The sequence below is a fragment of the Lysobacter arseniciresistens ZS79 genome (genome assembly GCF_000768335.1).
GTDB lineage: Bacteria > Pseudomonadota > Gammaproteobacteria > Xanthomonadales > Xanthomonadaceae > Novilysobacter > Novilysobacter arseniciresistens.
On record NZ_AVPT01000020.1, the window covers coordinates 23070 to 47835 of the forward strand.

Sequence of the window (24766 nt, forward strand, 5' to 3'; positions counted from 1 at the left end):
AAGCCGTGAGCGGCCGACTTTAGCAGGCGCCGCGGGCCGGCGGGCGCGGGATCCGTTCAGGCGGCCGGCGGTCCCGGCGGCGGCGCGGGACCGCCGTGGGTGGCGGTCGCGCGGATCAGCCGACCGCGACCCGCGCGTTGCGGAACATCCGCAGCCACGGCGAGTCGTCACCCCACTCCGCCGGCGCCCAACTGAGGTTGGCGCTGCGCGGAGTGCGCTCGGGGTGCGGCATCAGGATGGTCACCCGGCCGTCATCGCTGGTGACGCCGGCGATGCCGCCAGTGGATCCATTCGGGTTGGCCGGGTAACGCGTGGCGACGCTGCCGTCGCCCTCGACGTAGCGCAGCGAGGTGCGCACCGCGGCCTGGTCCATGCCGCCGTCGAAGGCCGCGCGGCCCTCGCCGTGCGACACCACCACCGGGATCCGCGAGCCCGCCATGCCGCGCAGGAAAAGCGACGGCGACTCCACCACCTCCAGCAGCCCCAGGCGCGCCTCGAACTGCTCGCTGCGGTTGCGCAGGAACTGCGGCCAGTGCTCGGCGCCGGGGATGATCGGCTTGAGCTGGCTCATCATCTGGCAGCCGTTGCACACGCCCAGCGCGAAGCTGTCGCCCCGCGCGAAGAACGCCGCGAACTGCCCGCGCAGCGCCGGCCGTTCGAGGATGCTGGTGGCCCAGCCGCGGCCCGCGCCGAGCACGTCGCCGTAGCTGAAGCCACCGCATGCGGCCAGCCCCTTGAAGCCGTCGAGGGTGACGCGGCCGGCGACCAGGTCGCTCATGTGCACGTCGAACGCCTCGAAGCCGGCGCGGTCGAACGCCGCCGCCATCTCGACCTGGCCGTTGACGCCCTGCTCGCGCAGGACCGCGACCTTCGGCCGGGCACCTGTATTGACGAACGGCGCTGCGATGTCCTCGCCCGGGTCGAACACCAGCTTCGGCCGCAGCCCCGGCGCGGCGAAGTCGCGCGCGGCGACGCGCTCCTCGTCGGCGCACTCGGGGTTGTCGCGCAGCCGCTGCATCGCGTGGGTGGTCCCCCACCAGGCGTCGAACAGCTCCTCCCAGCGCCACTCGGCGAGGGTGTCGCCGTCCTCGCGGATGCGCACCGACGGCGCGGTGCTCGGCCGGGCGATGCGCTGGGCGCAGTCGATCAGGCCGTGGCGCGCGACCAGGTCGGCGAAATCGGCGCGGTCCTCGACCGCGACCTGCACCACCGCGCCGAGCTCCTCGTTGAACAGGGTGCGGAACGGGTCCTCGCCCCAGCCGTCGAGGTTGATCTCCAGCCCGAGGTGCGAGCAGAACGCCATCTCGCACAGCGCGGTGAACGCGCCGCCGTCGGAGCGGTCGTGGTAGGCCAGCAGCAGGTCGGCCTCGCGCGCGTCGCGGATCAGCTCGAAGAAGTCGCGCAGGCGGGCCGGGTCGTCGAGGTCGGGCACGCCGGCGTTGCGGCGGCCATCCTCCGACGACTGCCCGGCGAAGGCCGGCAGCGCGTTGCCGCCGGACTGCGCGGCGTCGGGATACACCTGCGCCAGCACCGAGCCACCGAGCCGCTGCTTGCCGGCGCCCAGGCCGATCAGCCACAGCTCGGAGTCGGTCTCGCGGTCCATCAGCGGAGTCAGCTGGCGGCGCACGTCGACCACCGGCGCGAACGCGGTGACCACCAGCGACACCGGCGACACCGACTTGTGCGCCTGGCCGTCGTCCTGCCACTGCGCCTGCATCGACAGCGAGTCCTTGCCGACCGGGATGCTCAGGTCGAGCTCCGGGCACAGCTCCATGCCGACCGCGCGGACGGCGTCGAACAGCAGCGCGTCCTCGCCGTCATGGCCCGCGGCCGCCATCCAGTTGGCCGACAGCTTGATCCGGTCGAGCGACTCGACCGGCGCCGCGGCGAGGTTGGTGATCGCCTCACCGACCGCCATGCGTGCGGCGGCGGCGGTGTCGAGCAGCGCCAGCGGGGTGCGCTCGCCGATCGCCATCGCCTCGCCGGTGAACCCGTGGAAACCGGCGAGGGTGATCGCGCAGTCGGCCACCGGCATCTGCCACGGGCCGACCAGCTGGTCGCGCGCGGTCAGGCCGCCGACGCTGCGGTCGCCGATCGTGATCAGGAACTGCTTGGCGGCGACGGTCGGGTGGGCGAGCACACGCAGCGCGGCGTCGCGCAGGTCCAGCCCGCTCCAGTCCAGCGCCGGCCACGGCGCGTCGGCCGGGCGGCGGGTGTCGCGGTGCATCTTCGGCGGCTTGCCGAACAGCACGTCCATCGGCAGGTCGATCGGGTGTGCCACCTCGACCGGCGCGTCGCCATAGACGGACTCCACCGTCGCGCCGTAACCGACCACCAGCCGCTCCTCGGCGGTGGCGAAGCCGACCACCGCGAACGGGCAGCGCTCGCGCCCGCAGATCGCGGTGAACTCGGCCACGCGGTCGGCCGGCATGCCGAGCACGTAGCGCTCCTGCGACTCGTTGCACCACAGCTGCATCGGCGACAGCGACGGGTCGTCGGTCGGCACCTTGCCGAGGTCGATGACGCCGCCCAGGCGCGAGTCGTGCAGCAGCTCGGGGATCGCGTTGGACAGGCCGCCGGCGCCGACGTCGTGGGCGCTGGCGATCGGATTGCGCTCGCCGAGGGCGACGCAGGCGTCGATCACCTCCTGGCAGCGGCGCTCCATCTCCGGGTTGTCGCGCTGCACGCTGGCGTAGTCGAGCGCCTCGTGGCTCTCGCCCGAGGCGACCGAGCTGGCGGCGCCACCGCCGAGGCCGATCAGCATCGACGGCCCGCCGAGCACGATCACCGCATGGCCGGGCTTGAGGCCGAGCTTGTCGACCTGGCTGCGGTCGATCGCGCCGAGGCCGCCGGCGAGCATGATCGGCTTGTCGTAGGCGCGCGCATGGCCGCCCTCGGCCAGCTCGAAGCTGCGGAAGTAGCCGGTCAGGTTGGGTCGGCCGAACTCGTTGTTGAACGCGGCCGAACCGAGCGGGCCGTCGAGCATGATCTCCAGGGCGGGCGCCATCCGCGGGTTCAGCGCGCGCGGCGCCTCCCACGGCTGCGGCAGCGTCGGGATGCGCAGGTGCGAGACGCTGAAGCCGCACAGGCCCATCTTCGGCTTGCCACCCCGGCCGGTCGCGCCCTCGTCGCGGATCTCGCCGCCGGCACCGGTGCTTGCGCCCGGGAACGGCGCGATCGCGGTCGGGTGGTTGTGGGTCTCGACCTTGATGCAGAACGCCGACTCCGCCGGCGCCTCGGCGCGCCAGCTGCCGGTCGCCGGGTCCGGGCGGAAGCGCCGGCTCTCGTAGCCGGCCACCACCGCGGCGTTGTCGCTGTACGCCGAGAGGGTGTGCTCGGGCGTCTGCGCGTGGGTGTGCTTGATCATCCTGAACAGCGAGGTCGGCTGTTCGGCGCCGTCGATGGTCCACGAGGCGTTGAAGATCTTGTGCCGGCAATGTTCGGAGTTGGCCTGCGCGAACATCATCAGCTCGACGTCGGACGGCTGCCGGCCGAGCGCGGCGTAGCGCTCGCGCAGGTAGGCGATCTCGTCGTCGGCCAGGGCCAGGCCGAGGCGGGTGTTGGCGGTTTCCAGCTCGTCCAGCGCGATGCGCTCCAGCTCGCCGCGGGCCGGCACCTGGAACAGCGCCACCGCGTCCTCGCGCGCCTCCAGCAGCGACTGCGTCATCGGGTCGTGCAGCACCTTCGCCAGCGCACCGGCGGTGGCGGCGTCGGCCGGCCAGCCGGTGAGGTCGTAGCGCAGGCCGCGCTCGACCCGGTGCACCGGCAGGTTCGCGCCGTGCAGCAGCTCGGTGGCCTTGCTCGCCCACGGCGACAGCGTGCCCAGGCGCGGGCTGACGAAGCGCGAGACGGCGCCCTCGGCGCGCGGCTCGGCATCGGGCTCGGCCTGCAGGATCCGGCGCAGGGTGGCGTCGTCGGGCGTCGCGCCGGCTTCGGGATCGACCCAGTAGACCGGCCATGCGCCCAGCAGGCGGACCGTGGGGTGGATGGACTGGAGGCGGGCTTGCAGGCGTTCGCGGCGGAACGCGGACAGGGCGGGAGCGCCCTCGAGGACGATCATGTCCGGGGAACCGTAGGATCGACGGGCCGGCTATTGTAAGGCAGTCGCCCCGCTGCTGCGGGGCGGCCGCCGGGGTCGCGCCGGGCCGCTCAGGCGCCGCCGGCCGAGGCGGTCGCGCCGTCGGCGGTGGTCTTCTCGGCGGCCATCTTGTCGAGGGTCTCGCGCAGGGCCTTGGCCGGGACGTAGCCGCCCAGCTGGGTGCCGTCTTCGGCCAGGATCATCGGGGTGCCGGTCAGGCCGACCCGCTGGCCGATGTTGTACTGCATGGTCACGGTGTTGTTGCAGTCGCGGTCCTTGACCTTGCCGGTGGCCTTGGCGTCGGTCAGCGCCTGCTTGCGGTCGTCCGCGCACCAGACCGAGACCATCTTGTCGAAGTCCTCGCTGCCGATGCCCATCCGCGGGAACGCCAGGTACTCGATCGCGATGCCCTGCGCCAGGTACTGGTCGATCTCGCTGTGCAGCTTGCGGCAGTAGCCGCACTCGACGTCGGTGAACACGGTGACGGTGTGGACCGGGTTCGGCGGCGAGAACACGATCCGCTCGCCGTCCGGGATCGTCGCCAGCAGCCGGGTGCGCATGCCGGCCAGCGCCACCTCGGTCAGGTTGCGGTCGGTCTTGCCGTCGATCAGCGCGCCGCCCGGGCCGGGCAGGAACAGGTAGCGGCCGTCGTCGCTGACGTAGACCACCTGGCCGCCGACGATCGCCTCGCGGAAGCCCGGCAGCGGTGCCGCGCCGACGCTCTCGACCTCGATCCGCGGGTTGAGCTGCTTGATCGCGTCCACCGCGCGCGCGTCGGCGGTACCGGCGGCGGGCCTGGCGGCGAGCGTGGCCGGGGTCGCGCCGGTGGGCGGCACGACATCGGCGGCGGCCGGTTCGGGCGACTTGGCGCAGGCGGAGAGGCTGAGGGCGCCGAGCGCGGCGACGAGGAGGGTACGTTTCATGTCGGATCCTGGAGGTGACGGGCGACTCGCGCTCCGCCGGGAACTACGGGCGATTGTGGCACGCCGGCCGGCCGCTCCCGGCGCCGGCGGGCGGCCCGCCGGCATCGGCAAGCCGTCCGTACACCTGCCGCTCAGCCACGCGGGTGGTGTCGCGCGTGCAGCTGCTTGAGCTGCTCGCGCGCGACCAGGGTGTAGATCTGGGTGGTCGACAGCGAGCTGTGGCCGAGCAGCATCTGCAGCGCGCGCAGGTCGGCGCCGTGGTTGAGCAGGTGGGTCGCGAAGCTGTGGCGCAGGCCGTGCGGGCTGATCCGGGCCGGGTCGATGCCGGCCGCGGCGGCGTAACGCTTGACCAGCTGCCAGACCTGCTGGCGGCTCGGCGCCTCGCCGCCGGTGCCGAGGAACAGCGGCGCCAGCACGCGCTTGCCGGCCAGTTGCGGACGCGACTGCGCGAGGTAGCACTCGATCCAGTGACGGGCCTCCTCGCCCAGCGGCACCAGCCGCTCCTTGCCGCCCTTGCCGGTCACCCGCAGCACGCCCTGGCGCAGGTTGAGCGCGGTCGCCGGCAAGCCCGCCAGCTCGCTCACGCGCAGGCCGCAGGCGTACATCAGCTCCAGCATCGCGCGATCGCGCAGGCCCAGCGGGGTGTCGACGTCGGGCGCGGCCAGCAGCGCGTCGACCTGGCTTTCGGCCAGCGCCTTGGGCAGCGAGCGCGGCAGCCGCGGCGGTTCCAGCAATGCGGTCGGGTCGTCGTCGCGGTCGCCACGGCGCAGCCGCCAGCCGAAGAACGCGCGCAACGCCGACAGCAGGCGCGCGTTGCTGCGTGGCGAGTAGCCCTCGCGCATCCGCCAGGCGAGGTAGTCGAACAGCGCCGCGCGGTCGGCGCCGGCCAGCCCGCCGCCGCGGCCGTCCCGCCAGCGCGCGAAGCCGCCGAGGTCGCGCCGGTAGCTGTCCAGCGTCGGTCGCGCCAGGCCGCTTTCGGCCCAGGTCGCGTCGAGGAACGCGTCGATCACCGCGGCGTCGGCATCGGGCAGCGGCGGCAGTGCCATCGCGGCCTGGCGGCGGTCGGCGGGGGTTCGGGCGGGGGTGCGGGCGGTCATCGGGCCAAGCCTAGCGGCGGCCGCGGCGGATGTCCCCGGCGGCCGGCCGGCGCTCGACTACACTGCCGGCGCCCTCGCCGCGCCACGTCGCACCCGGGGGTTGCTTTCGCTACAACCCGCCCCCGCCCGCTACCCGTCGCCCGCTACCCGTCGCCCGATGCCGCAAGCCACGCCCGCCACCGACCGCCCCGCCGCCCTCGTCGGCTGGCGCCTGCTCGCCCTGTTCTACGACCTGTGGCCGGTGCTCGCGCTGTGGATGGTGGCCGGCACCGTGTTCGCCTTCGGCTACACCCTCGCCGGCCACGACCCGCACGAGAACATCGCGCCCTTCAGTCCGCTGCAGTTCGCGCTGTGGGGCGTGTGCTGGCTGCTCACGGGCCTGTACGCGACGGTCAGCTGGCGCCGCGGCGGGCAGACCCTCGGCATGCGGCCGTGGCGGCTGCGGCTGGTCTCGGCCGGTACCGATGCACCGCCTTCCTGGCGCGCCCTGTGGGTCCGCTACGCGGTCGGCACCCTGTCGCTGCTGGCCGCGGGGGCCGGGTTCTGGTGGGCGTGGTTCGACCGCGACCGGTTGACCTGGCACGACCGCGCGAGCGGCACCCGGCTTCGCCGCGAGCCCAAGCCGGCGCGCTGAAGCGAAGCGGGACCGCCGTCAACCCGAGCGTTTGCGGAACAGGAACACCGATACCGCGACCATGATGATCGTCGGCAGCGCGTAGGCCAGCCGGAAGTCGAACTTGAACGCGCTGGCCATCTTCACGAACTGCGTCTGCAGCAGCCAGAAGCCCAGCGCGAACACGATGCCGATGAACAGCCGCTTGCCCAGCCCGCCGCTGCGCAGGCTGCCGAACGCGAACGGAATCGCCGCCAGGCACAGCGCCAGCACGTTCAGCGGGTAGAACCACCGGCCCCAGTAGTGCTCCTCGAACTCGCCCGCATCCAGCCCGTTGCGCTTGCGGTACTGGATCGCGTCGCGCAGCTCGCTCGCGCTGAGGTAGCGCGGCCGGTCGACATCGGCGCTCAGCGCGGTGGCGTCCAGCTGCGAATCCCAGCGCTCCTCGGCCACCGTCGACTGCGACACCGAGTCATCGGCGAAGGTGGTCCGGGTCACGTCGCGCAGCAGCCAGCCGCCCGGCCGGTGCTCGGCGATCGCCACCCGCGCCAGCGATTCCAGCCGGCCGTCGTCGTCGAACTCGTACAGCTTGACGTCGTGCAGCTCCAGCCAGCGGTCGTCGCCTTCGATCCGCTCCTCGCCGCCCTCGGCGTTGAGGATGACGTCGCCCTCGCGCGCCCAGACGCCCGAGTACTGCGCCACGATCAGGTCGTCCGAACGCGACGAGGCCTTCAGCGCATCGGCCTTGCGCTGGCCCCACGGCCCCAGCGTCTCGCCGTTGACCACCATCAGCGCGGTCAGCAGGGTCAGCGCGGCGACCACGGTCACCGTCAGGCGCCGGCGCGACAGGCCGATCGCACGCAACGCGGTCAGCTCGGAGGTCGCCGCCAGCTGCCCCAGCGCCATCAGCGAACCGATCACCGCCGCGGTCGGGAACAGGTAATGGCCGCGCCGCGGCACCGTGTAGAGCGTGTGCACCAGCGCCTCGGTGGCGCCGTAGCGGCCCTCGCCGACGTCGCCGAACTCGCCGACCAGCGCCAGCATCACGTCCAGCCCGAGCAGCACCGCCCAGGTCAGCAGCACGGTGCCCAGCACCACCTTGCCGAGGTAGATGTCATGGATCTTCGGGAACGGCTTCATCGCGCGGCTCCCGTGGCGGCCGGGCGCAGGCGCCGCAACGGCCGTCGCATGCGGCCGTCGGTGAAATACAGCCACAGTGCGAACGCCAGCAGCGGCAGCACCAGCCACCACAACCCCAAGGCCGGCGCCAGCCGTCCGGTCTCCAGCCAGTCACGCCCCATCAACGCCATCTGGATGCCGACCAGGTAGGCCAGGAAGCCCATCATCACCCGCCCGTAGCGCGCCTGCCGCGGGGTGCTGCGCGCCAGCGGCACCGCCATCAGCGCGAACGCCAGCGTCAGCAGCGGCGGCGCCAGCCGGAAGTGCAGCTGCGCGTTGGCCGCCGGCCGCGGGTCGCCCAGCAGGGCGGTGGTCGGCATCGTTTCCGGGTCATTCGGGTCGTAGCGCTCCTCGCCGGCCGGCAGCTGCACCTCGTTGGTGGCGTAGCGCATCAGCCGGTAGTCGAGCCCGCCGTCGACCGGGCCCTCGACCTGGAAGCCGTCGCTCAGCTCGAGGAAGCGCTCGCCTTCGGCGTCGACGCTGAGCGCGCCGGAATTGGCCGTGGTCACGTCGAGCCGGTCGTCGCTGCGCCGGTAGATGAACACCCGGCGGAACTGGCTGCCGTCGGTCGACATCGCGCCGACGTAGACCACGCCGCCGCCCGGGAGCTCGGTGAAGCTGCCCGGTTCCAGCCCCGACACCACCAGGTTGCGGTTGGCCTCGTTGATCATCTGCCGCGAGATCCGCTCGGCCATCGGCCCCAGCCACAACGAGCAGGCGCCGACCACCAGCACCACCGGCACCACCAGCATCAGCACCGGCTTGAGCAGCCGCGCCGGGCCGACGCCGCTGGCGGCGATCACCGGCATCTCCGAGTCGCGGTAGAGCCGGCCGACGCCGAGCATCATCCCGATCATCAGCGCCAGCGGCAGGATCAGCGGCAGCCAGTTCAGCAGCACCAGCCCGAGCTGCGACAGCATCAGCGCCGCCGGCAGCCGGCCGGAGGCGATGTCCTTGAGCACGTCGGTGATCACCCCGCCGACACTGACGATCAGCAGCACCACCAGCGCGGCGAAGGTCGATTGGGCGAATTCGCTGAGCAGGTAGCGGTCGAGCTTGGGCATCGGCGGTCTGGCATTGGCGGGGCGCGGGCGCCCACGGTGGACGGGATGGGTTCTAGGTGGCGTGTTCAGGCGACCGGACCGGCACCGCCCGCGATTCGGAAACCGGAGGGCCTTGCTTTAGACTGACAGGCCTGCCCGGACACGTCCGCGGCACTGTGCCACGGCGCGCCGACGCCTCTGCAAGCCCATCCGGCCCTGCCCAGGGTGCCGCGCGGCGGCATTGTCGCGCGGTTTGCCCGGTTTTCGCCCCCCACTTCCCCCGGAATCTGTTTCATGGCCCTCGAATTCGACCTGAACCGCAACGACATCGCCACCGCCGGCGTGGATTGCATCATCGTCGGCGCGTTCTCCGACAACACCCTGACGCCCGCCGGCCAGGCGCTCGACCGCGCCAGCGGCGGCCGCATCGGCAAGCTGCTGGAGCGTGGCGACGTCGCCGGCAAGACCGGCCGCACCGCGATGCTGCACGACCTCGACGGCGTCACCGCGCCGCGCGTGCTGGTGGTCGGGCTGGGCGAGGCCGGCAAGTTCGGGGTGCCGCAGTACCTCAAGGCGGTCGGCGACGCCGCGCGCGCGCTGAAGACCGGCCCGGTCGCGCACGCGCTGCTGACCCTGGCCGACACCGCGGTCGCCGGCCGCGACGCCGCCTGGGCGATCCGCCAGGCCGTCATCGCCACCGACCACGCGTGCTACCGCTACACCGCCACCCTCGGCGACAAGAGCCGCAAGAAGGCCGAGGAGCCGGGCCTGCGCAAGCTGTCGGTGCAGGCCGCCGGCGACGACGCCCAGGCTGCGCTGGCGCAGGGCCAGGCGATCGCCGCCGGCGTCCAGTTCGCCCGCGAACTCGGCAACCTGCCGCCGAACATCTGCAACCCGGCCTACCTGGCGAAGCAGGCGCAGGAGTTCGCCGGCCGCTTCGACAACACCTCCTGCGAGGTGCTCGACGTCGCCGCGATGGAGAAGCTCGGCATGGGCGCGCTGCTCGCGGTCGGCCGCGGCTCGGCCAACCCGCCCAGGCTCATCGCGCTGAAGTACGACGGCGCCGCCGCGGGCGAGAAGCCCTACGTGCTGGTCGGCAAGGGCATCACCTTCGACACCGGCGGCATCAACCTCAAGACCCAGGGCGGGATCGAGGAGATGAAGTTCGACATGTGCGGCGCGGCCACCGTGATGGGCACCTTCGTGTCCGCGGTCGGCATGAAGCTGCCGGTCAACCTCGTCGTCGTGGTCCCGGCGGTCGAGAACATGCCCGACGCCGACGCCTACCGCCCGTCCGACGTGCTCACCAGCATGTCCGGCCAGACCATCGAAGTCGGCAACACCGACGCCGAGGGCCGCCTGATCCTGTGCGATGCGCTGACCTGGGCGCAGCAGTTCAAGCCGGCCGCGCTGGTCGACGTCGCCACCCTCACCGGTGCCTGCATGGTCGCGCTGGGCAAGTACGCCTCGGGCCTGATGAGCAAGGACGACGACCTCGCCGACGAACTGCTCGCCGCCGGCGAGAACGTGTTCGACCGCGCCTGGCGCCTGCCGCTGTGGGACGAGTACCAGACCATGCTCGAGTCCACCTACGCCGACGTCTACAACGTCGGCGGCCGCTGGGGCGGCGCGATCACCGCCGGCTGCTTCCTGGCGCGCTTCACCGAAGGCCAGCGCTGGGCCCACCTCGACATCGCCGGCAGCGGCAGCGACGAGGGCAAGCGCGGCATGGCCACCGGCCGCCCGGTCGGGCTGCTGAGCCAGTGGCTGCTGGACCGGTCGGCGAAGTAACGCCGGCCCGCCCGCCCCGATGCAGGCCGATTTCTACCTGATCGAAAAGGAGCGGTTCCGCGAGGAGCCGCTCCTGCTCGTATGCGAGCTGGCCAGGAAGGCCCACGCGCGCGGGCTGCCGATGCTGGTGCTGGCGCGCGACACCGCCCAGGCCGAGCGGCTGGACGACCTGCTGTGGTCGTTCGAACCCGACGCCTTCATCCCGCACCAGATCGCCGGCGAGGACGTCGACGAGGACGAGGCCGACGTGCTGATCGCCCCGCCCGAGTCCGACCCGCCGCTGCGTGCGCTGGTGCTGAACCTGCGCGACGCGCCGGTGGAAGGCGGCTTCGAGCGCGTGCTCGAAGTGGTGCCGGCCGACGAGTCCGCCCGCGGCCCGCTGCGCGAACGCTGGAAACACTACAAGGCCCGCGGCTTCGCGCTGAAGTCCTACGACATGTAACCGACCGGCGGCCCCCGGACCGGGCCGCTTCCCCAGGCCAAGACCATGACCGACACCCTCGCCCCCTCCTACGACCCCACCGAGTTCGAGACCCGCCTGTACCAGCAGTGGGAGGCCAGCGGCGTGTTCCAGCCGTCGGGCAAGGGCGAGCCCTACTCGATCCTGCTGCCGCCGCCGAACGTCACCGGCACCCTGCACATGGGCCACGCCTTCCAGCACACGCTGATGGACGCGCTGGTGCGTTACCACCGCATGCGCGGCTACGACACGCTGTGGCAGATGGGCAGCGACCACGCCGGCATCGCCACCGAAATGGTGGTCGCCCGCAACCTCGCGCTGGAAGGCAATGGCGAGACCCGCGACTCGCTCGGACGCGACGGTTTCATCGGCAAGGTCTGGGAGTGGAAGCAGCATTCGGGCGACACCATCGAGCGCCAGATGCGCCGGCTCGGTGCGTCGGGCGACTGGTCGCGCAGCGTGTTCACGATGGACCCGATGGCGGCCGAGGCGGTGGTCGAGGCGTTCGTGCGGCTGCACGGGCAGGGGCTGATCTATCGGGGCCAGCGACTGGTCAACTGGGACCCGGTGCTGAAGACCGCGATCTCCGACCTCGAGGTGGTGAACGAGGAGGAGGACGGCTTCCTGTGGTCGATCCGCTATCCGCTGAGCGACGGCAGCGGCTCGCTGGTGGTCGCCACCACCCGCCCGGAAACCATGCTCGGCGACAGCGCGGTGATGGTGCACCCCGACGACGAACGCTACGCGTCGCTGGTCGGCAGGACTGTCACCCTGCCGCTGAGCGGCCGCGAGATCCCGGTCATTGCCGACGCCTACGTCGACCGCGAGTTCGGCACCGGCGTGGTCAAGGTGACCCCGGCGCATGACTTCAACGATTACCAGGTCGGCCAGCGCCACGCGCTGCCGCTGATCAACATCTTCACCCCGGATGCGGCGGTGAACGACACCGCGCCGGAGAAATACCGCGGCCTCGACCGCTACGAGGCGCGCAAGCTCGTGCTCGCCGATCTCGAGGCCGCCGGCCTGCTGGTCGAGACCAGGCCGCACAAGCTGCAGGTGCCGCGCGGCGACCGCAGCGGCCAGGCGATCGAGCCGTACCTGACCGACCAGTGGTTCGTGAAGATGGACGGGCTGGCCAGCCGCGGCATGCAGCTGGTGGAGAACGGATCGGTGAAGTTCGTCCCGCCGAACTGGATCAACACCTACCGCCACTGGATGGAGAACATCCAGGACTGGTGCATCAGCCGCCAGCTGTGGTGGGGCCACCGCATCCCGGCGTGGTACGACGCGGCCGGCACGATCTATGTCGGTCGCGACGAGGCCGACGTGCGCGCGAAGCACTCGCTTGGTGACGACATCGCGCTGTCGCAGGACAACGACGTGCTGGAGACCTGGTTCTCCTCCGCGCTGTGGCCGTTCAGCACGATGGGCTGGCCCGACAGTGAGCGCATGGGCGAGCGCGGCTTCGACCGCTTCGTGCCGTCCTCGGTGCTGGTCACCGGCTTCGACATCATCTTCTTCTGGGTCGCCCGGATGATCATGATGACCGACCACTTCACCGGCGAGGTGCCGTTCAGGGACGTCTACATCACCGGCCTGGTGCGCGACTCGCACGGGCAGAAGATGTCCAAGTCCAAGGGCAACGTGCTCGATCCGCTGGACCTGATCGACGGTATCAGCGCCGACGACCTCGTCGCCAAGCGCACCACCGGGCTGATGAACCCGAAGACCGCGCCGAAGATCGAGAAGGCCACTCGCAAGGAGTTCCCCGACGGCATCCCGGCGTTCGGCGCCGACGCGCTGCGCTTCACCATGGCCGCGCTGGCCGGCCCCGGCCGCGACATCAAGTTCGACCTCGGCCGCGCCGAGGGCTACAAGAACTTCTGCAACAAGCTGTGGAACGCGACACGCTTCGTGCTGATGAACACCGAGGGCGCGCGTTTCGAGGGTGCGCCGCAGCCGAAGACGGACGCCGAGCGCTGGATCCTCGCGCGGCTGGACGCGACCGCGGCCGAGGCCTCGCAGCACTTCGCCGCCTACCGCTTCGACCTGCTCGCGCAGTCGCTGTACGAGTTCGCCTGGAACGACTTCTGCGACTGGTTCGTCGAGTTGGCCAAGCCGGCGCTCAACGGTGACGACGCGACGGCCGCCGACAGCACCCGCCACACCCTGCTGCACGTGCTCGAGCGCCTGCTCGCCCTGCTGCACCCGCTGGTTCCGTTCGTCACCGAGGAGCTGTGGCAGCAGGTGGCGCCGCGGCTCGGCATCGGCGGCGGCGACGAGGCGGCCACCATCATGCTGCGGCCCTACCCGCAGGCCGGCGACCTCGACACCAGCGGCTTCGCGGCCGCGGCGGCCGACGTCGAGTGGCTCAAGGCGATGGTCTCGGCACTGCGCCGCGTGCGCAGCGAGCTCAACGTCGCGCTGTCCAGGCAGGTCACCCTGCTGCTGGCCGGCGCCAGCGACGCCGACCGCACCCGCACCGCGCGCTTCGACGCCTCGCTGCGGTTCCTGACCCGGCTGGAGCGGATCGACTTCATCGACGACGCCGACACCGCCCCGGCGGCCGCCACCGCAGTGGTCGGCGAGCTCAGGCTGCTGGTGCCGCTGGAAGGCCTGGTCGACCTCGGCGCCGAGCGCACGCGCCTCGACAAGGAGTTGAAGAAGGTCGACGGCGAGATCGCCAGGTGCGAGGGCAAGCTCGCCAGCGACACCTTCGTCAGCAACGCTCCGCCGGCGGTGGTCGAGCAGGAGCGCAAGCGCCTGGCCGACTGGAACGTGCAGCGCGGGGCGCTGGCCGCACAGCGCGCGAAGCTGGGCTGAGGGGACGGCTGGGTCCCGGGACGCGGTCCGCTTCGGTGCGGGCCCGCGAACCGGTCCGTAGGAGCGACGTAAGCCGCGAACGCGCAGCCAGCGATCGCACGGAATTCCCACTGTCTCGCGGGAGTGCTCCGGAGCCGATGCCCCCGCTCCGGAATGGCGGCGGAATCATTGGCGGCCAGGTCGCGACTTGCGTCGCTCCTACAGGCCGGGCGTCCCGCGGTTTCGCCGGAAGGACTCCAGCCTAGCCTTCCGGAATCAGCTCCAGCGCCATCACCACCGCGTCCTCGCGGCCGTTGCGGGCCGGGTAGTAGCGCGGGCGGCGGCCGATCTCGTTGAAGCCTTCGCTGTCGTACAGCGCGATCGCGCCGGGATTGCTCGGTCGCACTTCGAGGAACACGCGCTCGACCCTCCGCGCACGGGCCAGCCGCAGCAGTGCCCGCAGCAGCGCGCGGCCGTGGCCCAGGCCCTGCAGCTCGGGCGCGACGCAGATGTTGAGCACGTGCGCCTCGCCGGCGGCGACGCTCATCAGGAAGTAGCCGCCGATCCGCCCGCCGGCGTCGAGCACCCACGCCGGGTAATCGGCCCGCAGGCAGTCGCGGAAGATTCCCAGCGACCACGGGAACTCGTAGGCGCGGATTTCCAGTGCGTGCACCGCCGCCAGGTCATCCTCGCGCATCGGCCGCAGCGCGGAGGCCGGCCGCGGGGCGTCGACGGCGAGCGCGTTCACCGCACTCCGCCCTGGCGCAGGCTGCGCAGGCGAATCCACAGCTCGCGCTTGGCCTGCGGGTCGTCGCGCAGCGCAGCGGGGTCGACGCCGAACTCGCGCAGGGTGCGCGCGGCCAGCGCCGGTGACTGCCGGGTGGCGCGCAGCAGGTCATCCCACAGCGGGCCGTCGAACTGGCGGGCGGCGCCGGCTCGGCGCGCGGCATCGAGCGCGGCGGCCTTGTCGGCGGCGTCCGTGCGCGGGCGCTGCGGTGGCGCCGGGTCACGCTCGCCCAATCCGTCGGGACGCGGTGGAGGAGCGCGCGGCGGACGCGGCGCGGGCGCGGGCGGTACCGCGTCGCCAGCGGGCGAGTGATCCACGTCGACCGCATCCACCCCGGCCACATCGGCGGTGTCAGCGCCGGCCCCGTCGGCACTCACCGGCCGGCCCGGCACCGCGTCCGGCTGCGGGTCGACCGCGTCGCCGGCCAGCGCCAGCAACGAGTACCCCATCGCCTGCAGCCATTCACGCTGCTCGCCATCCCACAGGCTCATGCCGACTCCCTGCCGCCGCGGCGCAGGCGGCGCCAGCCGGCGTAGGCCGGCCCGGTCAGGGCGTAGACGGCGGTCACCGCCAGCAGCACGGTCGGCGGGTCGATCGCGATCGCGGCGAGCACCGCCAGCACCACCACCACCGCCAGGAACGGCATCCGGTCGCTGCGCGGCCCGCCGCCCTTGAAGCTGAAATAGCGCACCCGGCTGACCATCAGCAGCGCCGCCGCCGCGGTCACCGCCAGCGCCAGGTAACGCAGCTGCGCGCCTTCGTAGCCAAGCGCAAAACAGGTCCATACCAGGCTGGCCACCAGCCCCGCCGCCGCCGGGCTGGCCAGGCCGATGAACCAGCGTTTGTCGACCTGGTTCACCTGCGAGTTGAAGCGCGCCAGCCGCAGCGCGGCGCAGGCCGCGTACAGGAACGCCACCACCCAGCCGACCTTGCCCGCCGTGACGCCGTCCAGCCGCATCGCCGACAGCGCCCAGTGGTACATCACCAGCGCCGGCGCCAGGCCGAAGCTGATCAGGTCGGCCAGTGAGTCGTACTGCACGCCGAACTCGCTCTGGGTGTTGGTCAGCCGGGCCACGCGACCATCGATGCCGTCGAGGATCGCGGCGACGAAGATCGCGATGCAGGCGTCGTCGAACCGGCCCTGGGTGGCCGCGATGATCGCGTAGAACCCCGCGAACAGCCCGCCGGTGGTGAACAGGTTGGGCAGCAGATAGATGCCGCGTCCGCGCGGCCGGGACGGGGGCGCGGAGGGTTGCACGGGTTCCATTTCGGCAGTTTAGCGCTTGCCTGAGGGCCCGCGCGGTGCTGCAATCCGCTTCCGCGACACCTGCCACCGCCCCGGGGAACCCGCAATGTCCGCCCACGCCCGCACGACCACCGCCGCCATCGTCCTGGCCTTCGCCCTGCCGGTCGCCGCCGGCGAGCTGTACCAGTGGAAGGACGCCAACGGGGTCACCCACTACTCCGACGCGCCGCCGCCGGACCAGGTGAAGTACGAGAACCGGATCATCCGCAACAGCGGCGGCACCGCCGAGGCGACCGCGAAGGCCGACGCTCCGGCCGAGAACGCGCAGTGCACCACCGCCCGCGCCAACCTCAAGCTGCTGCAGGGCGAAGGCAAGGTCGGCACCGACACCGATGGCGACGGCAAGCCCGATACCGAGCTGACCGCCGACCAGCGCGCCAACCGGACCGAACTGGCCGCGGCTGCGGTGAAGGTGCACTGCACGGCGCCGGCCGCCGACGCTCCGGCCGCGGGCGGCAACGCCCGGACCTGAGCCGGGCCGCGCTTCCCGCGCGCGACCTACCTTCACGACCCTTTTAGCGCGGCGCCGACATGCTCGGGTGATTGCCGCGGCCGGCGCCTGCCGGTCGCGTCGCCCACCGGGAGCGCGCCGTGCCGGGAACCGTCACCGAACGGTCCACCACCGACGAACACACCCCGGGATCCGTGATCGGGCCCGTGATCGGGTCCGCGACCCGGCCCGCGCCGGCCCGTCCGCCGCGGCGCTCCGTCGTTGCGCTCGCGCTGGCCGCGATGCTGCTGGCCGGCTGCGACGGCCCCGCCTCCGCCCTTGACCCGGCCGGCCGCGGCGCCGCCGACATCGCCGTGCTCTTCACGATCATGGCCGTCGGCGCGGCGGTGGTCTGGGCTGTCGTGGTCGCGATCGCGCTGTACGCCGGGCTGCTCAACCCGCGGCCGCACAGCCGCCGCAGCGCGCGCTGGCTGATCCTCGGCGGTGGCGTGATCGTGCCGACCGTCACCCTCGCCGCGCTGCTGCTGTACGGGCTGGTGCTGATGCCGCAGTTGCGCGAACCACCGCCGGCCGGGGGACTGCGGATCGACGTGTCCGGCGAGCAGTGGTGGTGGCGCGTCGCCTACCACCTGCCGGGTCACGACGCACCGGTGACACTGGCCAACGAGATCCGGCTGCCGGTCGGCGAGCGCACCGAATTCCGCCTGAGCAGCCCGGACGTGATCCATTCGTTCTGGATCCCGGCGCTTGGCGGCAAGCTCGACAACATCCCCGGCCGCACGACCACGCTGGTGCTGGAGCCGACCCGCACCGGCACCTACCGCGGCATCTGCGCCGAGTACTGCGGCAGCTCGCACGCGCGGATGGAGTTCCACGCGGTGGTGATGGAGCGCCCGGCGTTCGACCGCTGGCTGGCCGCCCAGGCCGCGCCGGCGCGCCCGCCCGCCACCACGCTGGAACAACGCGGCGCCGAAGCCTTCCTGACCCACGGCTGCGCTGCCTGCCACGCGATCCGCGGCACCCCGGCCGCCGGCGTGGTCGGCCCCGACCTCACCCACGTCGGCAGCCGCCTCGGCCTCGCCGCCGGCACCCTGCCCAACGACCCCGACGCCTTCCGCGCATGGGTCGCCCACCCCGACGCGTTCAAGCCGGACGTTCCAATGCCGGCCTTCGCGATGCTGCCCGACGACGACCTCGACGCGATCGCCGCCTATCTGGAGAGCCTGCAGTGAACGCGACTCCGCCGGTCGAAGCGCAGCATCCCCACGGCGACCCGGCACAGGCCGCGCGCCTCGAAGCCGCGTGGGCGACGCCGACCGGCTGGCGCTACTGGTCGGCGGTCAACAACAGCAACGTCGGGCTCTGGTACACCGGCATGGCGTTCGTGTTCTTCCTGTTCGCGGGGGTGCTGGCGCTGCTGATGCGGGTGCAGCTGGCGGTGCCCGACAACGACTTCGTCAGCGCGCAGACCTACAACCAGCTGTTCTCGCTGCACGGCTCGGCGATGATGTTCCTGTTCGCGGTGCCGATCTTCGAGGCGTTCTCGATGCTGGTGCTGCCGCAGCTGCTCGGCGCGCGCGACCTGCCGTTCCCGCGGCTGTCGGCGTTCGGGTTCTGGAGCTTCGTGATCGGCGGCGTGTTCGTCTGCGGCTCGATCTTCTTCAACGCGGCGCCGCAGGGCGGCTGGTTCATGTACCCGCCGCTGACCACGCAGTACACCGAGGGCTACGGCGCCGACATCTGGCTGCTCGGGCTGAGCTTCATCGAGGTCGCGTCGATCGCGGCGGCGGTCGAGCTGATCACAGGCACGCTCAAGACCCGGCCACCGGGCATGCGGATCAACCTGATGCCGCTGTACGCCTGGTACATCCTGGTGGTGGCGGCGATGATCCTGTTCGCGTTCCCGCCGCTGATCGCCGGCGATTTGATGTTCGAGGCGCAGCGCGCGCTCGACTGGCCGTTCTTCGACCCCGCGCGCGGCGGCGACCCGCTGCTGTGGCAGCACCTGTTCTGGATCTTCGGCCACCCGGAGGTCTACATCATCTTCCTGCCGGCCATCGCGCTGGTGGCGATGATCGTGCCGACCTTCGCGCGGCGGGCGGTGTTCGGCTACAGCTGGATCGTGCTGGCGGCTGTGGGCACCGGCTTCCTCAGCTTCGGGCTGTGGGTGCACCACATGTTCACCACCGGGCTGCCGAACATATCGCTGGCGTTCTTCTCGGCCGCCTCGCAGGCGGTGGCGCTGCCGACCGGCGTGCAGATCTTCGCGCTGCTGGCGACGGTGCTGATGGGCCGGCTGGTGCGTTCGGTGCCGATGCTGTTCGTGCTCGGCGCGCTGGTGATCTTCGTGCTCGGCGGGCTCACCGGGGTGATGGTGGCGATGGCGCCGTTCGACTTCCAGGCGCACGACAGCTACTTCATCGTCGCCCACCTGCACTACGTGCTGATCGGCGGAATGGTGTTCCCGGTGGTGGCCGGCGTCTACTACTACTTTCCGCTGGCGGTCGGGAAAAAGCTGTCGGACCGGCTCGGCAAGTGGGCGTTCTGGCTGATGTTCGCCGGCTTCAACATCGCCTTCCTGCCGATGCACCTGACCGGGCTGATCGGCATGCCGCGGCGGGTGTTCACCTACTCCGGCGCGCACGCGGGGTTCGACGTGCTCAACATGGTGTCGACGGTCGGTGCGTTCGTGCTGGCGGCCGGGTTCGCGCTCGTGGTGGTCGACGCGGTGTGGCTGGTGCGCCGGCGCGGGACCTCGCCGCGCGACCCGTGGCAGGCCGGCACGCTCGAATGGCTGGCGGAGATGCCGTCGAAGGCCTGGGGCGTGCGATCGATCCCGGTGATCGAAAGCCGCTACCCGCTGTGGGACCAGCCGGGCCTGATGCGCGACGTCGACGCCGGCCGCTTCTACCTGCCCGACGCGCCGGAGGGCAAGCGCGAGACACTGGTGACGTCGACGATCGACGCGGTGCCGGGGCAATGCCTGCGCGTACCCGGCCCCACCTTCATCACGCTGTGGGCGGCGGTATTCACCGGCGGCGCGTTCATCCTGCCGGTGTTCAAGCTGTACACCGCGGCGGGCGTCAGCGGCGTACTGGCGATCATCACGATCATCGCCTGGCTGTGGACCGGCACCGCGCTCCGCCCCGAGAAGCCCGTCAAGGACGTCGGCCACGGCGTCGAACTGCCGCTGTACGCGTCCGGCCAGGTGTCGGTCGGCTGGTGGGGCATGTTCATCACGATGATCGGCGACATGACCGCGTTCGCCAGCATCGTGTTCGGCTACTTCTTTTTCTGGACTATCCACGACGACTTCCCGCCCGCGGGCAGCAACGGACCGGGCCTGCTGTGGCCGTCGATCGCGCTGGCGCTGGGGCTGGCGGCGTGGGCGACGCTGCTGCTGGCGCGGCGGCTCAACCGGCGGCCGGCCGGCGGCGCGTTCGTGGCGGCGACGCTGGCCGCCGTGGTGCTGGCGGCCGGTTGCGCGTTCGCGCTGCTGGCCGGGCCGTGGCCGATGGACCCGACCCGGCACGCCTACGACGCGACCGTCTGGCTGCTGAGCGGCTGGGCCGTCGCGCATGTGCTGGTGGGCGTACTGATGCAGCTGTACTGCGTCGCCCGGCGGCTGGCCGGGCGGATGGATGCGGTGCATGACATCGACATCCACAACGTCACCCTGTACTGGCACTTCGTCGCGATCACCGTGGTGGTGACGGTGGCGACGATCGCCGGGTTCCCGCTGGTGGCGCGATGACGACGCCCGCCCGCCCCCGCCGCCGCGATGCGCCGCACGCACCGGACACGCCCGTCGCGCTGCCGGAACACCGCGCCAGCCTGTGGCTGTTGACCGCCGGGCCGACGGTCTGGGCGCTGCATTTCCTCGCCTCGTACGTGACCGCGGCGGTGTGGTGCGCCAAGGCAGGGACGGCCGCGGCATCGCTGGGCGGTGCGCGCACGGCGCTGTGGCTCTACACCGCGGTGGCGCTGGTCGCGATCGTGCTGTTCGGCTGGCGCGGCCTGCGCGGCCATCGTCGGGGCAACGCCGCGCTGCCGCACGACGACGACACCCCGGGCGACCGCCACCGTTTCCTCGGCTTCGCGACCCTGCTGCTGTGCGGGCTCAGCTTCGTCGCCGTGGTGTACGTGACGATGGCGGTCGCGGTGATCGGGACCTGCCGCTGATGGCCGCGCCTGCCACCCGCGCCGACGGAGTGCGTCCCGCTTGGCTGGCCGCCGGGCTTGCGGTGCTCGGCGCGGCCTGGCTCGGGCCACTGCCGGAGTGGTCGCGGCAGTCGTTCGCCGCGCACATGCTGATGCACATGGGCGTGGTCGCGGTGGCGGCGCCGCTGGTCGCCGCCGGGCTGGCGCGCAGCCGGTTCGACCCGGCGCGCCACTGGCCGGGCTGGTTCGCGCCGATGCCGGCCTCGGCGCTGGAGTTCGTGGTGGTCTGGGCCTGGCATGCCCCGGCGCTGCACCACGCCGCGGGCCACGTGCCGGAGCTGCTGGTGGTCGAGCAGGGCAGCTTCCTGCTGGTCGGGCTGCTGGTGTGGGTCGCCGCGTTCGGCGGCGATGCCGGGCGGCGGCGGGACCGCGCCGCGGCCGGGGTCGCCGGCCTGCTGATGACCTCGATGCACATGACCCTGCTCGGCGTGCTGCTGGCGCTGGCGTCGCGGCCGCTGTACGCCGGACACGGGTCGGCGATGCTCGGGCTGTCGGCACTGCAGGACCAGCACCTCGGCGGCGTGCTGATGCTGGTGTTCGGCGGGGTGGCATACCTGCTCGGCGCACTGGTGCTGCTTGCGGGCCTGCTACGCGACCGGCGCGGGATGGTGGCCGATGGCTGACTCGCGGCGGACAGTGATTGGCAACGCGGCGCGGCGGTTCCGGCGCTGGCTGGTCGGCGACTCGTGGCCGCATGCGCTCGCGCGGCTGGCGGTACTCGGCGTCGCGGCGGGCATCGCGGCATTGCTGTTCGTGTCGAGCGGTCTGGTGCCGATCGCCGCCAGCCAGCCGCACTGGCCGATCACCCGGGTGCTGCTGCACTACACGATGCTCCGCTCGGTGCAGACCCAGGCGCTCGCGGTGAAGCGGCCGCCCCCGGAGGAGCGCGCGCTCGACGTCGACGCGATGGTGCTGAAGGGCGCCGGCCACTACGCCAGCGGCTGCCTCGCCTGCCACGGCGCGCCCGGCACGCCGCGCGCCGAGGTGGTGCGGCACATGGAGCCGGCGCCGCCCTACCTGCCGCCGAAGATCGACCAGTGGACCGACCGCCAGCTGTTCTGGATCGTCCGCCACGGCATCAAGTACACCGCGATGCCGTCGTGGCCGTCGGAGCTGCGCGACGACGAGGTGTGGGCGATGGTCGCCTTCCTGCGCCGGCTGCCGGCGCTGGATCCGGCCGGGTTCCGACGGCTGGCATATGGCGACGGTGCGGCGGTGGCGGCACCGGCGGGGCTCCCACCGGGTGGCGCTGCACTGGAATTTCGGCTGGCCGACTGCGCCCGCTGCCACGGCCGTGACGGCAACGGGCGCGGCACCGGCGCGTTCCCGGCGCTGGCTGGCCAGAGCGAGCGTTACCTGCGGGAGAGCCTGCGGGCGTATGCCCGCGGCGATCGCCACAGCGGGGTGATGGAGCCGGTGGTGGCGGGGCTTGCGGTGGAGGAGTTGCGGGCGATTGCGCGGTATTACGCGGGGTTGCCGGCGGGTGGTGCCGCCGAACTGCGTGTGCGGACGGGATCGGCGGCACGCGGCGAGCAACTGGCCCGGCGCGGCGACGCTTCTGCGCGGATCCCGTCATGCGTGGAATGCCACGGGCCCGGCGACGGGTGGCGCAACCCGATGTATCCCCGGCTGGCCGGGCAGCATCCGGGCTACCTCGCGCTGCAGCTGCAGTTGTTCAAGCAGGGCCGGCGGGGCGGCACCGGTTACGCGCACATCATGCGGACCGTCGCGAAGTCGCTGGAGCCGCAGGACATCCGCGACATCGCCGCGTGGTACGGCTCGCTGCCGGCGTTCTCCGGGGGCGCGCAGCGGACATCGGACGTCGCGACCGACAGCGGGTCGAGTAATCCGCCCGAGGTTCCCTGAACCGCCCCGCCACGGCGCCCGAACCCCCTCCCCCGCATGTCAGAATGCCGGGTTTCCGGCTCCAGAATCCCGACCATGCGCCTGTCGCAGTTCCACCTCCACACCAGCAAGGAAATTCCCGCCGACGCCGAGATCGTCAGCCACAAGCTGATGCTCAAGGCCGGCATGATCCGCAAGCTCGCCTCCGGCCTCTACACGTGGACCCCGCTGGGCCTGCGCGTGCTGCGCAAGGTCGAGCGCGCGGTGCGCGAGGAAATGGACGCCGCCGGCGCGATCGAAATGCTGATGCCGTCGGTGCAGCCGAAGGAGCTGTGGGAGGAAACCGGGCGCTGGGAGAAATTCGGCGGCCAGCTGCTGAAAATCCGCGACCGCAAGGAGGCCTGGTATTGCTACGGGCCGACCCACGAGGAGGTCGTCACCGATTTCGCGCGCAACGAGCTGTCCAGCTACAAGCAGCTGCCGGTGTGTTTCTACCAGGTGCAGACCAAGTTCCGCGACGAGATCCGGCCGCGTTTCGGCGTGATGCGCGCGCGCGAGTTCCTGATGAAGGATGCGTATTCCTTCCACCTCGGCGACGCCGACCTCGACCGCCAGTACCGCGTGATGTACGACGCCTACAGCCGGATTTTCAGCCGGCTCGGGCTCGGTTTCCGTGCGGTATTCGCCGATACCGGCGCGATCGGCGGCAGCGCCTCGCACGAGTTCCACGTGCTGGCCGATTCGGGCGAGGACGCGATCGCCTTCTGCGATGGCTCCGACTACGCCGCCAACGTCGAGCTGGCCGAGGCGCTGGCACCCGGTGCCCGCCCGGTCGCGAGCGAAACCCTGCGGAAGGTCGAAACCCCGACCCAGAAGACCTGCGAGGCGGTCGCGGAACTGCTCGGCATCGGTTTGCAGCGCACGGTCAAGTCCGTCGCGCTGTTCGGCAACGTGCGCGACGGAGACGCGCCGGACCAAAAGCCCGGTTTCGTCCTGGCGCTGGTGCGCGGCGACCATTCGGTCAACGAAATCAAGCTGGCCAAACTCGACGGCATGGCCGATTACCGGCTCGCGACCGAGGCGGAAATCCTCGAGCACCTCGGCGGCGCGCCGGGCTTCCTCGGACCGGTCGCACCGAAACAGCCGATCACCGTCATCGCCGACCGCAGCGTCGCGGCGATGGCCGATTTCGTGGTCGGCGCGAACGAAACCGGTTACCACCTCGCCGGCGTCAACTGGGGCCGCGACCTGCCCGAACCCGCCGTCGTCGCCGATATCCGCAACGTGGTGGAAGGCGACCCGTCGCCGGACGGCAAGGGCACGCTCGCGATCGCGCGCGGGATCGAGGTCGGGCATATCTTCCAGCTCGGCCGCAAATATGCCGAGGCGATGGGCTGCACCGTGCTCGACGATTCGGGCAAGGCCGCCACGCCGACGATGGGTTGCTACGGCATCGGCGTGTCGCGCATCGTCGCCGCGGCGATCGAGCAGAACCACGACGACAACGGCATCGCCTGGCCGGAGGCGATGGCGCCGTGGCAGGTCGCGGTCTGCGTGATCAATCCGAAGAAGGACGCCGCCGTTGCCGAGGCCGCCGAGGCGCTGTATCGCGAACTCGCCGCGGCCGGGCTCGAGGTCGTGCTGGACGACCGTGGCCTGCGGCCGGGCGCGATGTTCGCCGATATCGAGCTGATCGGCATCCCGCACCGGGTGGTGGTTTCCGAGCGCGGGCTGGCCGCCGGTACCTTCGAATACCGCCAGCGCCGGGCCGAGGCGGCCGAGAACCTCGACCGCGCGGCGCTGGGGCAACGGCTCGGGATCGGCGGCGGGAACTGAGTATCCGGTCCGGAAAATACGCCGACGGATTGTCCATTCCACCCGGATCGGCATATTCCGTTCATTTACTCTGCACGGAATGGTCATTACCATCCGCGGGCAGCCGGCCGGTTTCGGCCGGGTTTTCAATCGCCGGGAGCCCCGCATGACGATCGATATCAACACCCTGTCCGCACGCGAACTCGAAACCCTCATCACCAAGGCCAGGAAGCGCAAGACCACGCTGAACAAGCGCAAGCCGGTGACGCAGGTCCGCAAGAAGCTGGCCCAGCTGGCCAAGAACGAGGGCTATACCCTCAACGAGCTGTTCGGCACCGGCGGCGGCGCGCCCGCC

General features: G+C 71.8%; 19 protein-coding genes and 1 pseudogene. 12 read left to right on the plus strand and 8 right to left on the minus strand.

Annotated features, from left to right (window positions below; all coding sequences use genetic code 11):
• Window positions 1-115: 115 nt before the first annotated feature.
• The 3 genes from purL to xerD form a co-directional block, all read right to left on the minus strand.
• Window positions 116-4060: a phosphoribosylformylglycinamidine synthase gene (purL, locus tag N799_RS10210; protein ID WP_036211866.1), complete on the minus strand. Its 3945-nt coding sequence runs from the start codon at window positions 4058-4060 to the stop codon at window positions 116-118.
• An 89-nt stretch (window positions 4061-4149) separates the two neighbouring features.
• Window positions 4150-5001, minus strand: a complete 852-nt coding sequence (locus N799_RS10215; protein ID WP_036211869.1) for a DsbC family protein — start codon at window positions 4999-5001, stop codon at window positions 4150-4152.
• A 131-nt stretch (window positions 5002-5132) separates the two neighbouring features.
• Window positions 5133-6098 (minus strand): site-specific tyrosine recombinase XerD, encoded by a 966-nt coding sequence (gene xerD / locus N799_RS10220; RefSeq protein ID WP_036211872.1) that lies wholly within the window; start codon window positions 6096-6098, stop codon window positions 5133-5135.
• A gap of 157 nt (window positions 6099-6255) precedes the next feature.
• On the opposite strand from xerD, the gene N799_RS10225 reads away from it, so the two are divergent.
• Window positions 6256-6732 (plus strand): RDD family protein, encoded by a 477-nt coding sequence (locus N799_RS10225; RefSeq protein ID WP_036211875.1) that lies wholly within the window; start codon window positions 6256-6258, stop codon window positions 6730-6732.
• An 18-nt stretch (window positions 6733-6750) separates the two neighbouring features.
• Here N799_RS10225 and lptG read toward each other — a convergent pair whose 3' ends face one another.
• Complete coding sequence (gene lptG / locus N799_RS10230) at window positions 6751-7851, minus strand: LPS export ABC transporter permease LptG (protein WP_036211877.1); 1101 nt, start codon at window positions 7849-7851, stop codon at window positions 6751-6753.
• Window positions 7848-8954 (minus strand): LPS export ABC transporter permease LptF, encoded by a 1107-nt coding sequence (gene lptF, locus N799_RS10235; protein ID WP_036211879.1) that lies wholly within the window; start codon window positions 8952-8954, stop codon window positions 7848-7850. The genes lptG and lptF overlap by 4 nt, the downstream gene beginning before the upstream one ends.
• Before the next feature lie 273 nt (window positions 8955-9227).
• Here lptF and N799_RS10240 point away from each other — a divergent pair, with 273 nt between their 5' ends.
• Genes N799_RS10240 through N799_RS10250 form a run of 3 tightly spaced genes read left to right on the plus strand, consistent with a single transcriptional unit; the run spans window position 9228 to window position 14007 of the window.
• A complete protein-coding gene (locus N799_RS10240; RefSeq protein ID WP_036211881.1) occupies window positions 9228-10724 on the plus strand; it encodes a leucyl aminopeptidase in 1497 nt (498 codons plus the stop codon).
• 19 nt (window positions 10725-10743) lie between these two features.
• A complete protein-coding gene (locus N799_RS10245) occupies window positions 10744-11166 on the plus strand; it encodes a DNA polymerase III subunit chi (RefSeq protein ID WP_036211884.1) in 423 nt (140 codons plus the stop codon).
• Window positions 11167-11211: 45 nt separating this feature from the next.
• Window positions 11212-14007 carry a valine--tRNA ligase gene (locus N799_RS10250; RefSeq protein ID WP_036211887.1) on the plus strand — a complete coding sequence of 932 codons (2796 nt, stop codon included), beginning with the start codon at window positions 11212-11214 and terminating at the stop codon, window positions 14005-14007.
• A gap of 241 nt (window positions 14008-14248) precedes the next feature.
• Here N799_RS10250 and rimI read toward each other — a convergent pair whose 3' ends face one another.
• The 3 genes from rimI to pssA are packed head-to-tail and all read right to left on the minus strand — an operon-like array spanning window position 14249 to window position 16031.
• Window positions 14249-14683, minus strand: coding sequence for a ribosomal protein S18-alanine N-acetyltransferase (gene rimI, locus N799_RS10255; RefSeq protein ID WP_081974958.1), 435 nt, complete (start codon window positions 14681-14683; stop codon window positions 14249-14251).
• 47 nt (window positions 14684-14730) lie between these two features.
• Window positions 14731-15264: a hypothetical protein gene (locus tag N799_RS10260; protein WP_036211893.1), complete on the minus strand. Its 534-nt coding sequence runs from the start codon at window positions 15262-15264 to the stop codon at window positions 14731-14733.
• Complete coding sequence (gene pssA / locus N799_RS10265) at window positions 15261-16031, minus strand: CDP-diacylglycerol--serine O-phosphatidyltransferase (RefSeq protein ID WP_425476985.1); 771 nt, start codon at window positions 16029-16031, stop codon at window positions 15261-15263. The genes N799_RS10260 and pssA overlap by 4 nt, the downstream gene beginning before the upstream one ends.
• A 94-nt stretch (window positions 16032-16125) precedes the next feature.
• Between pssA and N799_RS10270 the strand changes: the two genes are divergently transcribed.
• The 8 genes and pseudogenes from N799_RS10270 to N799_RS10305 form a co-directional block, all read left to right on the plus strand.
• Window positions 16126-16551, plus strand: coding sequence for a DUF4124 domain-containing protein (locus N799_RS10270; RefSeq protein ID WP_036211900.1), 426 nt, complete (start codon window positions 16126-16128; stop codon window positions 16549-16551).
• A gap of 185 nt (window positions 16552-16736) precedes the next feature.
• Window positions 16737-17762, plus strand: a complete 1026-nt coding sequence (gene coxB, locus N799_RS10275; protein ID WP_203225047.1) for a cytochrome c oxidase subunit II — start codon at window positions 16737-16739, stop codon at window positions 17760-17762.
• Entirely contained in the window at window positions 17759-20284 is a 2526-nt protein-coding gene (ctaD, locus tag N799_RS10280) for a cytochrome c oxidase subunit I (protein ID WP_036211903.1), read from the plus strand. The genes coxB and ctaD overlap by 4 nt, the downstream gene beginning before the upstream one ends.
• Window positions 20281-20712, plus strand: coding sequence for a hypothetical protein (locus N799_RS10285; protein WP_203225048.1), 432 nt, complete (start codon window positions 20281-20283; stop codon window positions 20710-20712). The genes ctaD and N799_RS10285 overlap by 4 nt, the downstream gene beginning before the upstream one ends.
• Complete coding sequence (locus N799_RS10290; protein WP_081974954.1) at window positions 20712-21374, plus strand: cytochrome c oxidase assembly protein; 663 nt, start codon at window positions 20712-20714, stop codon at window positions 21372-21374. Before N799_RS10285 ends, N799_RS10290 begins: the two co-directional genes overlap by 1 nt.
• Complete coding sequence (locus N799_RS10295) at window positions 21367-22617, plus strand: c-type cytochrome (RefSeq protein WP_081974956.1); 1251 nt, start codon at window positions 21367-21369, stop codon at window positions 22615-22617. Before N799_RS10290 ends, N799_RS10295 begins: the two co-directional genes overlap by 8 nt.
• Window positions 22618-22692: 75 nt before the next feature.
• Window positions 22693-24432 (plus strand): proline--tRNA ligase, encoded by a 1740-nt coding sequence (locus N799_RS10300; RefSeq protein ID WP_036211906.1) that lies wholly within the window; start codon window positions 22693-22695, stop codon window positions 24430-24432.
• Window positions 24433-24577: 145 nt separating this feature from the next.
• Window positions 24578-24766 (plus strand): annotated as a pseudogene (locus N799_RS10305) (H-NS histone family protein); the annotation flags it as partial.

Excerpts from the sequence above, each read along its gene's own strand:
- N799_RS10225 (WP_036211875.1), top strand. The coding sequence starts at position 6,256 with ATGCCGCAAGCCACGCCCGCCACCGACCGCCCCGCCGCCCTCGTCGGC.
- N799_RS10240 (WP_036211881.1), top strand. The coding sequence starts at position 9,228 with ATGGCCCTCGAATTCGACCTGAACCGCAACGACATCGCCACCGCCGGC.
- purL (WP_036211866.1), bottom strand. The coding sequence starts at position 4,060 with ATGATCGTCCTCGAGGGCGCTCCCGCCCTGTCCGCGTTCCGCCGCGAA.
- N799_RS10285 (WP_203225048.1), top strand. The coding sequence starts at position 20,281 with ATGACGACGCCCGCCCGCCCCCGCCGCCGCGATGCGCCGCACGCACCG.
- rimI (WP_081974958.1), bottom strand. The coding sequence starts at position 14,683 with ATGCGCGAGGATGACCTGGCGGCGGTGCACGCACTGGAAATCCGCGCC.
- N799_RS10215 (WP_036211869.1), bottom strand. The coding sequence starts at position 5,001 with ATGAAACGTACCCTCCTCGTCGCCGCGCTCGGCGCCCTCAGCCTCTCC.
- N799_RS10250 (WP_036211887.1), top strand. The coding sequence starts at position 11,212 with ATGACCGACACCCTCGCCCCCTCCTACGACCCCACCGAGTTCGAGACC.
- N799_RS10290 (WP_081974954.1), top strand. The coding sequence starts at position 20,712 with ATGGCCGCGCCTGCCACCCGCGCCGACGGAGTGCGTCCCGCTTGGCTG.
- N799_RS10295 (WP_081974956.1), top strand. The coding sequence starts at position 21,367 with ATGGCTGACTCGCGGCGGACAGTGATTGGCAACGCGGCGCGGCGGTTC.
- N799_RS10245 (WP_036211884.1), top strand. The coding sequence starts at position 10,744 with ATGCAGGCCGATTTCTACCTGATCGAAAAGGAGCGGTTCCGCGAGGAG.
- xerD (WP_036211872.1), bottom strand. The coding sequence starts at position 6,098 with ATGACCGCCCGCACCCCCGCCCGAACCCCCGCCGACCGCCGCCAGGCC.
- lptG (WP_036211877.1), bottom strand. The coding sequence starts at position 7,851 with ATGAAGCCGTTCCCGAAGATCCATGACATCTACCTCGGCAAGGTGGTG.
- N799_RS10300 (WP_036211906.1), top strand. The coding sequence starts at position 22,693 with ATGCGCCTGTCGCAGTTCCACCTCCACACCAGCAAGGAAATTCCCGCC.
- N799_RS10270 (WP_036211900.1), top strand. The coding sequence starts at position 16,126 with ATGTCCGCCCACGCCCGCACGACCACCGCCGCCATCGTCCTGGCCTTC.
- lptF (WP_036211879.1), bottom strand. The coding sequence starts at position 8,954 with ATGCCCAAGCTCGACCGCTACCTGCTCAGCGAATTCGCCCAATCGACC.
- N799_RS10260 (WP_036211893.1), bottom strand. The coding sequence starts at position 15,264 with ATGAGCCTGTGGGATGGCGAGCAGCGTGAATGGCTGCAGGCGATGGGG.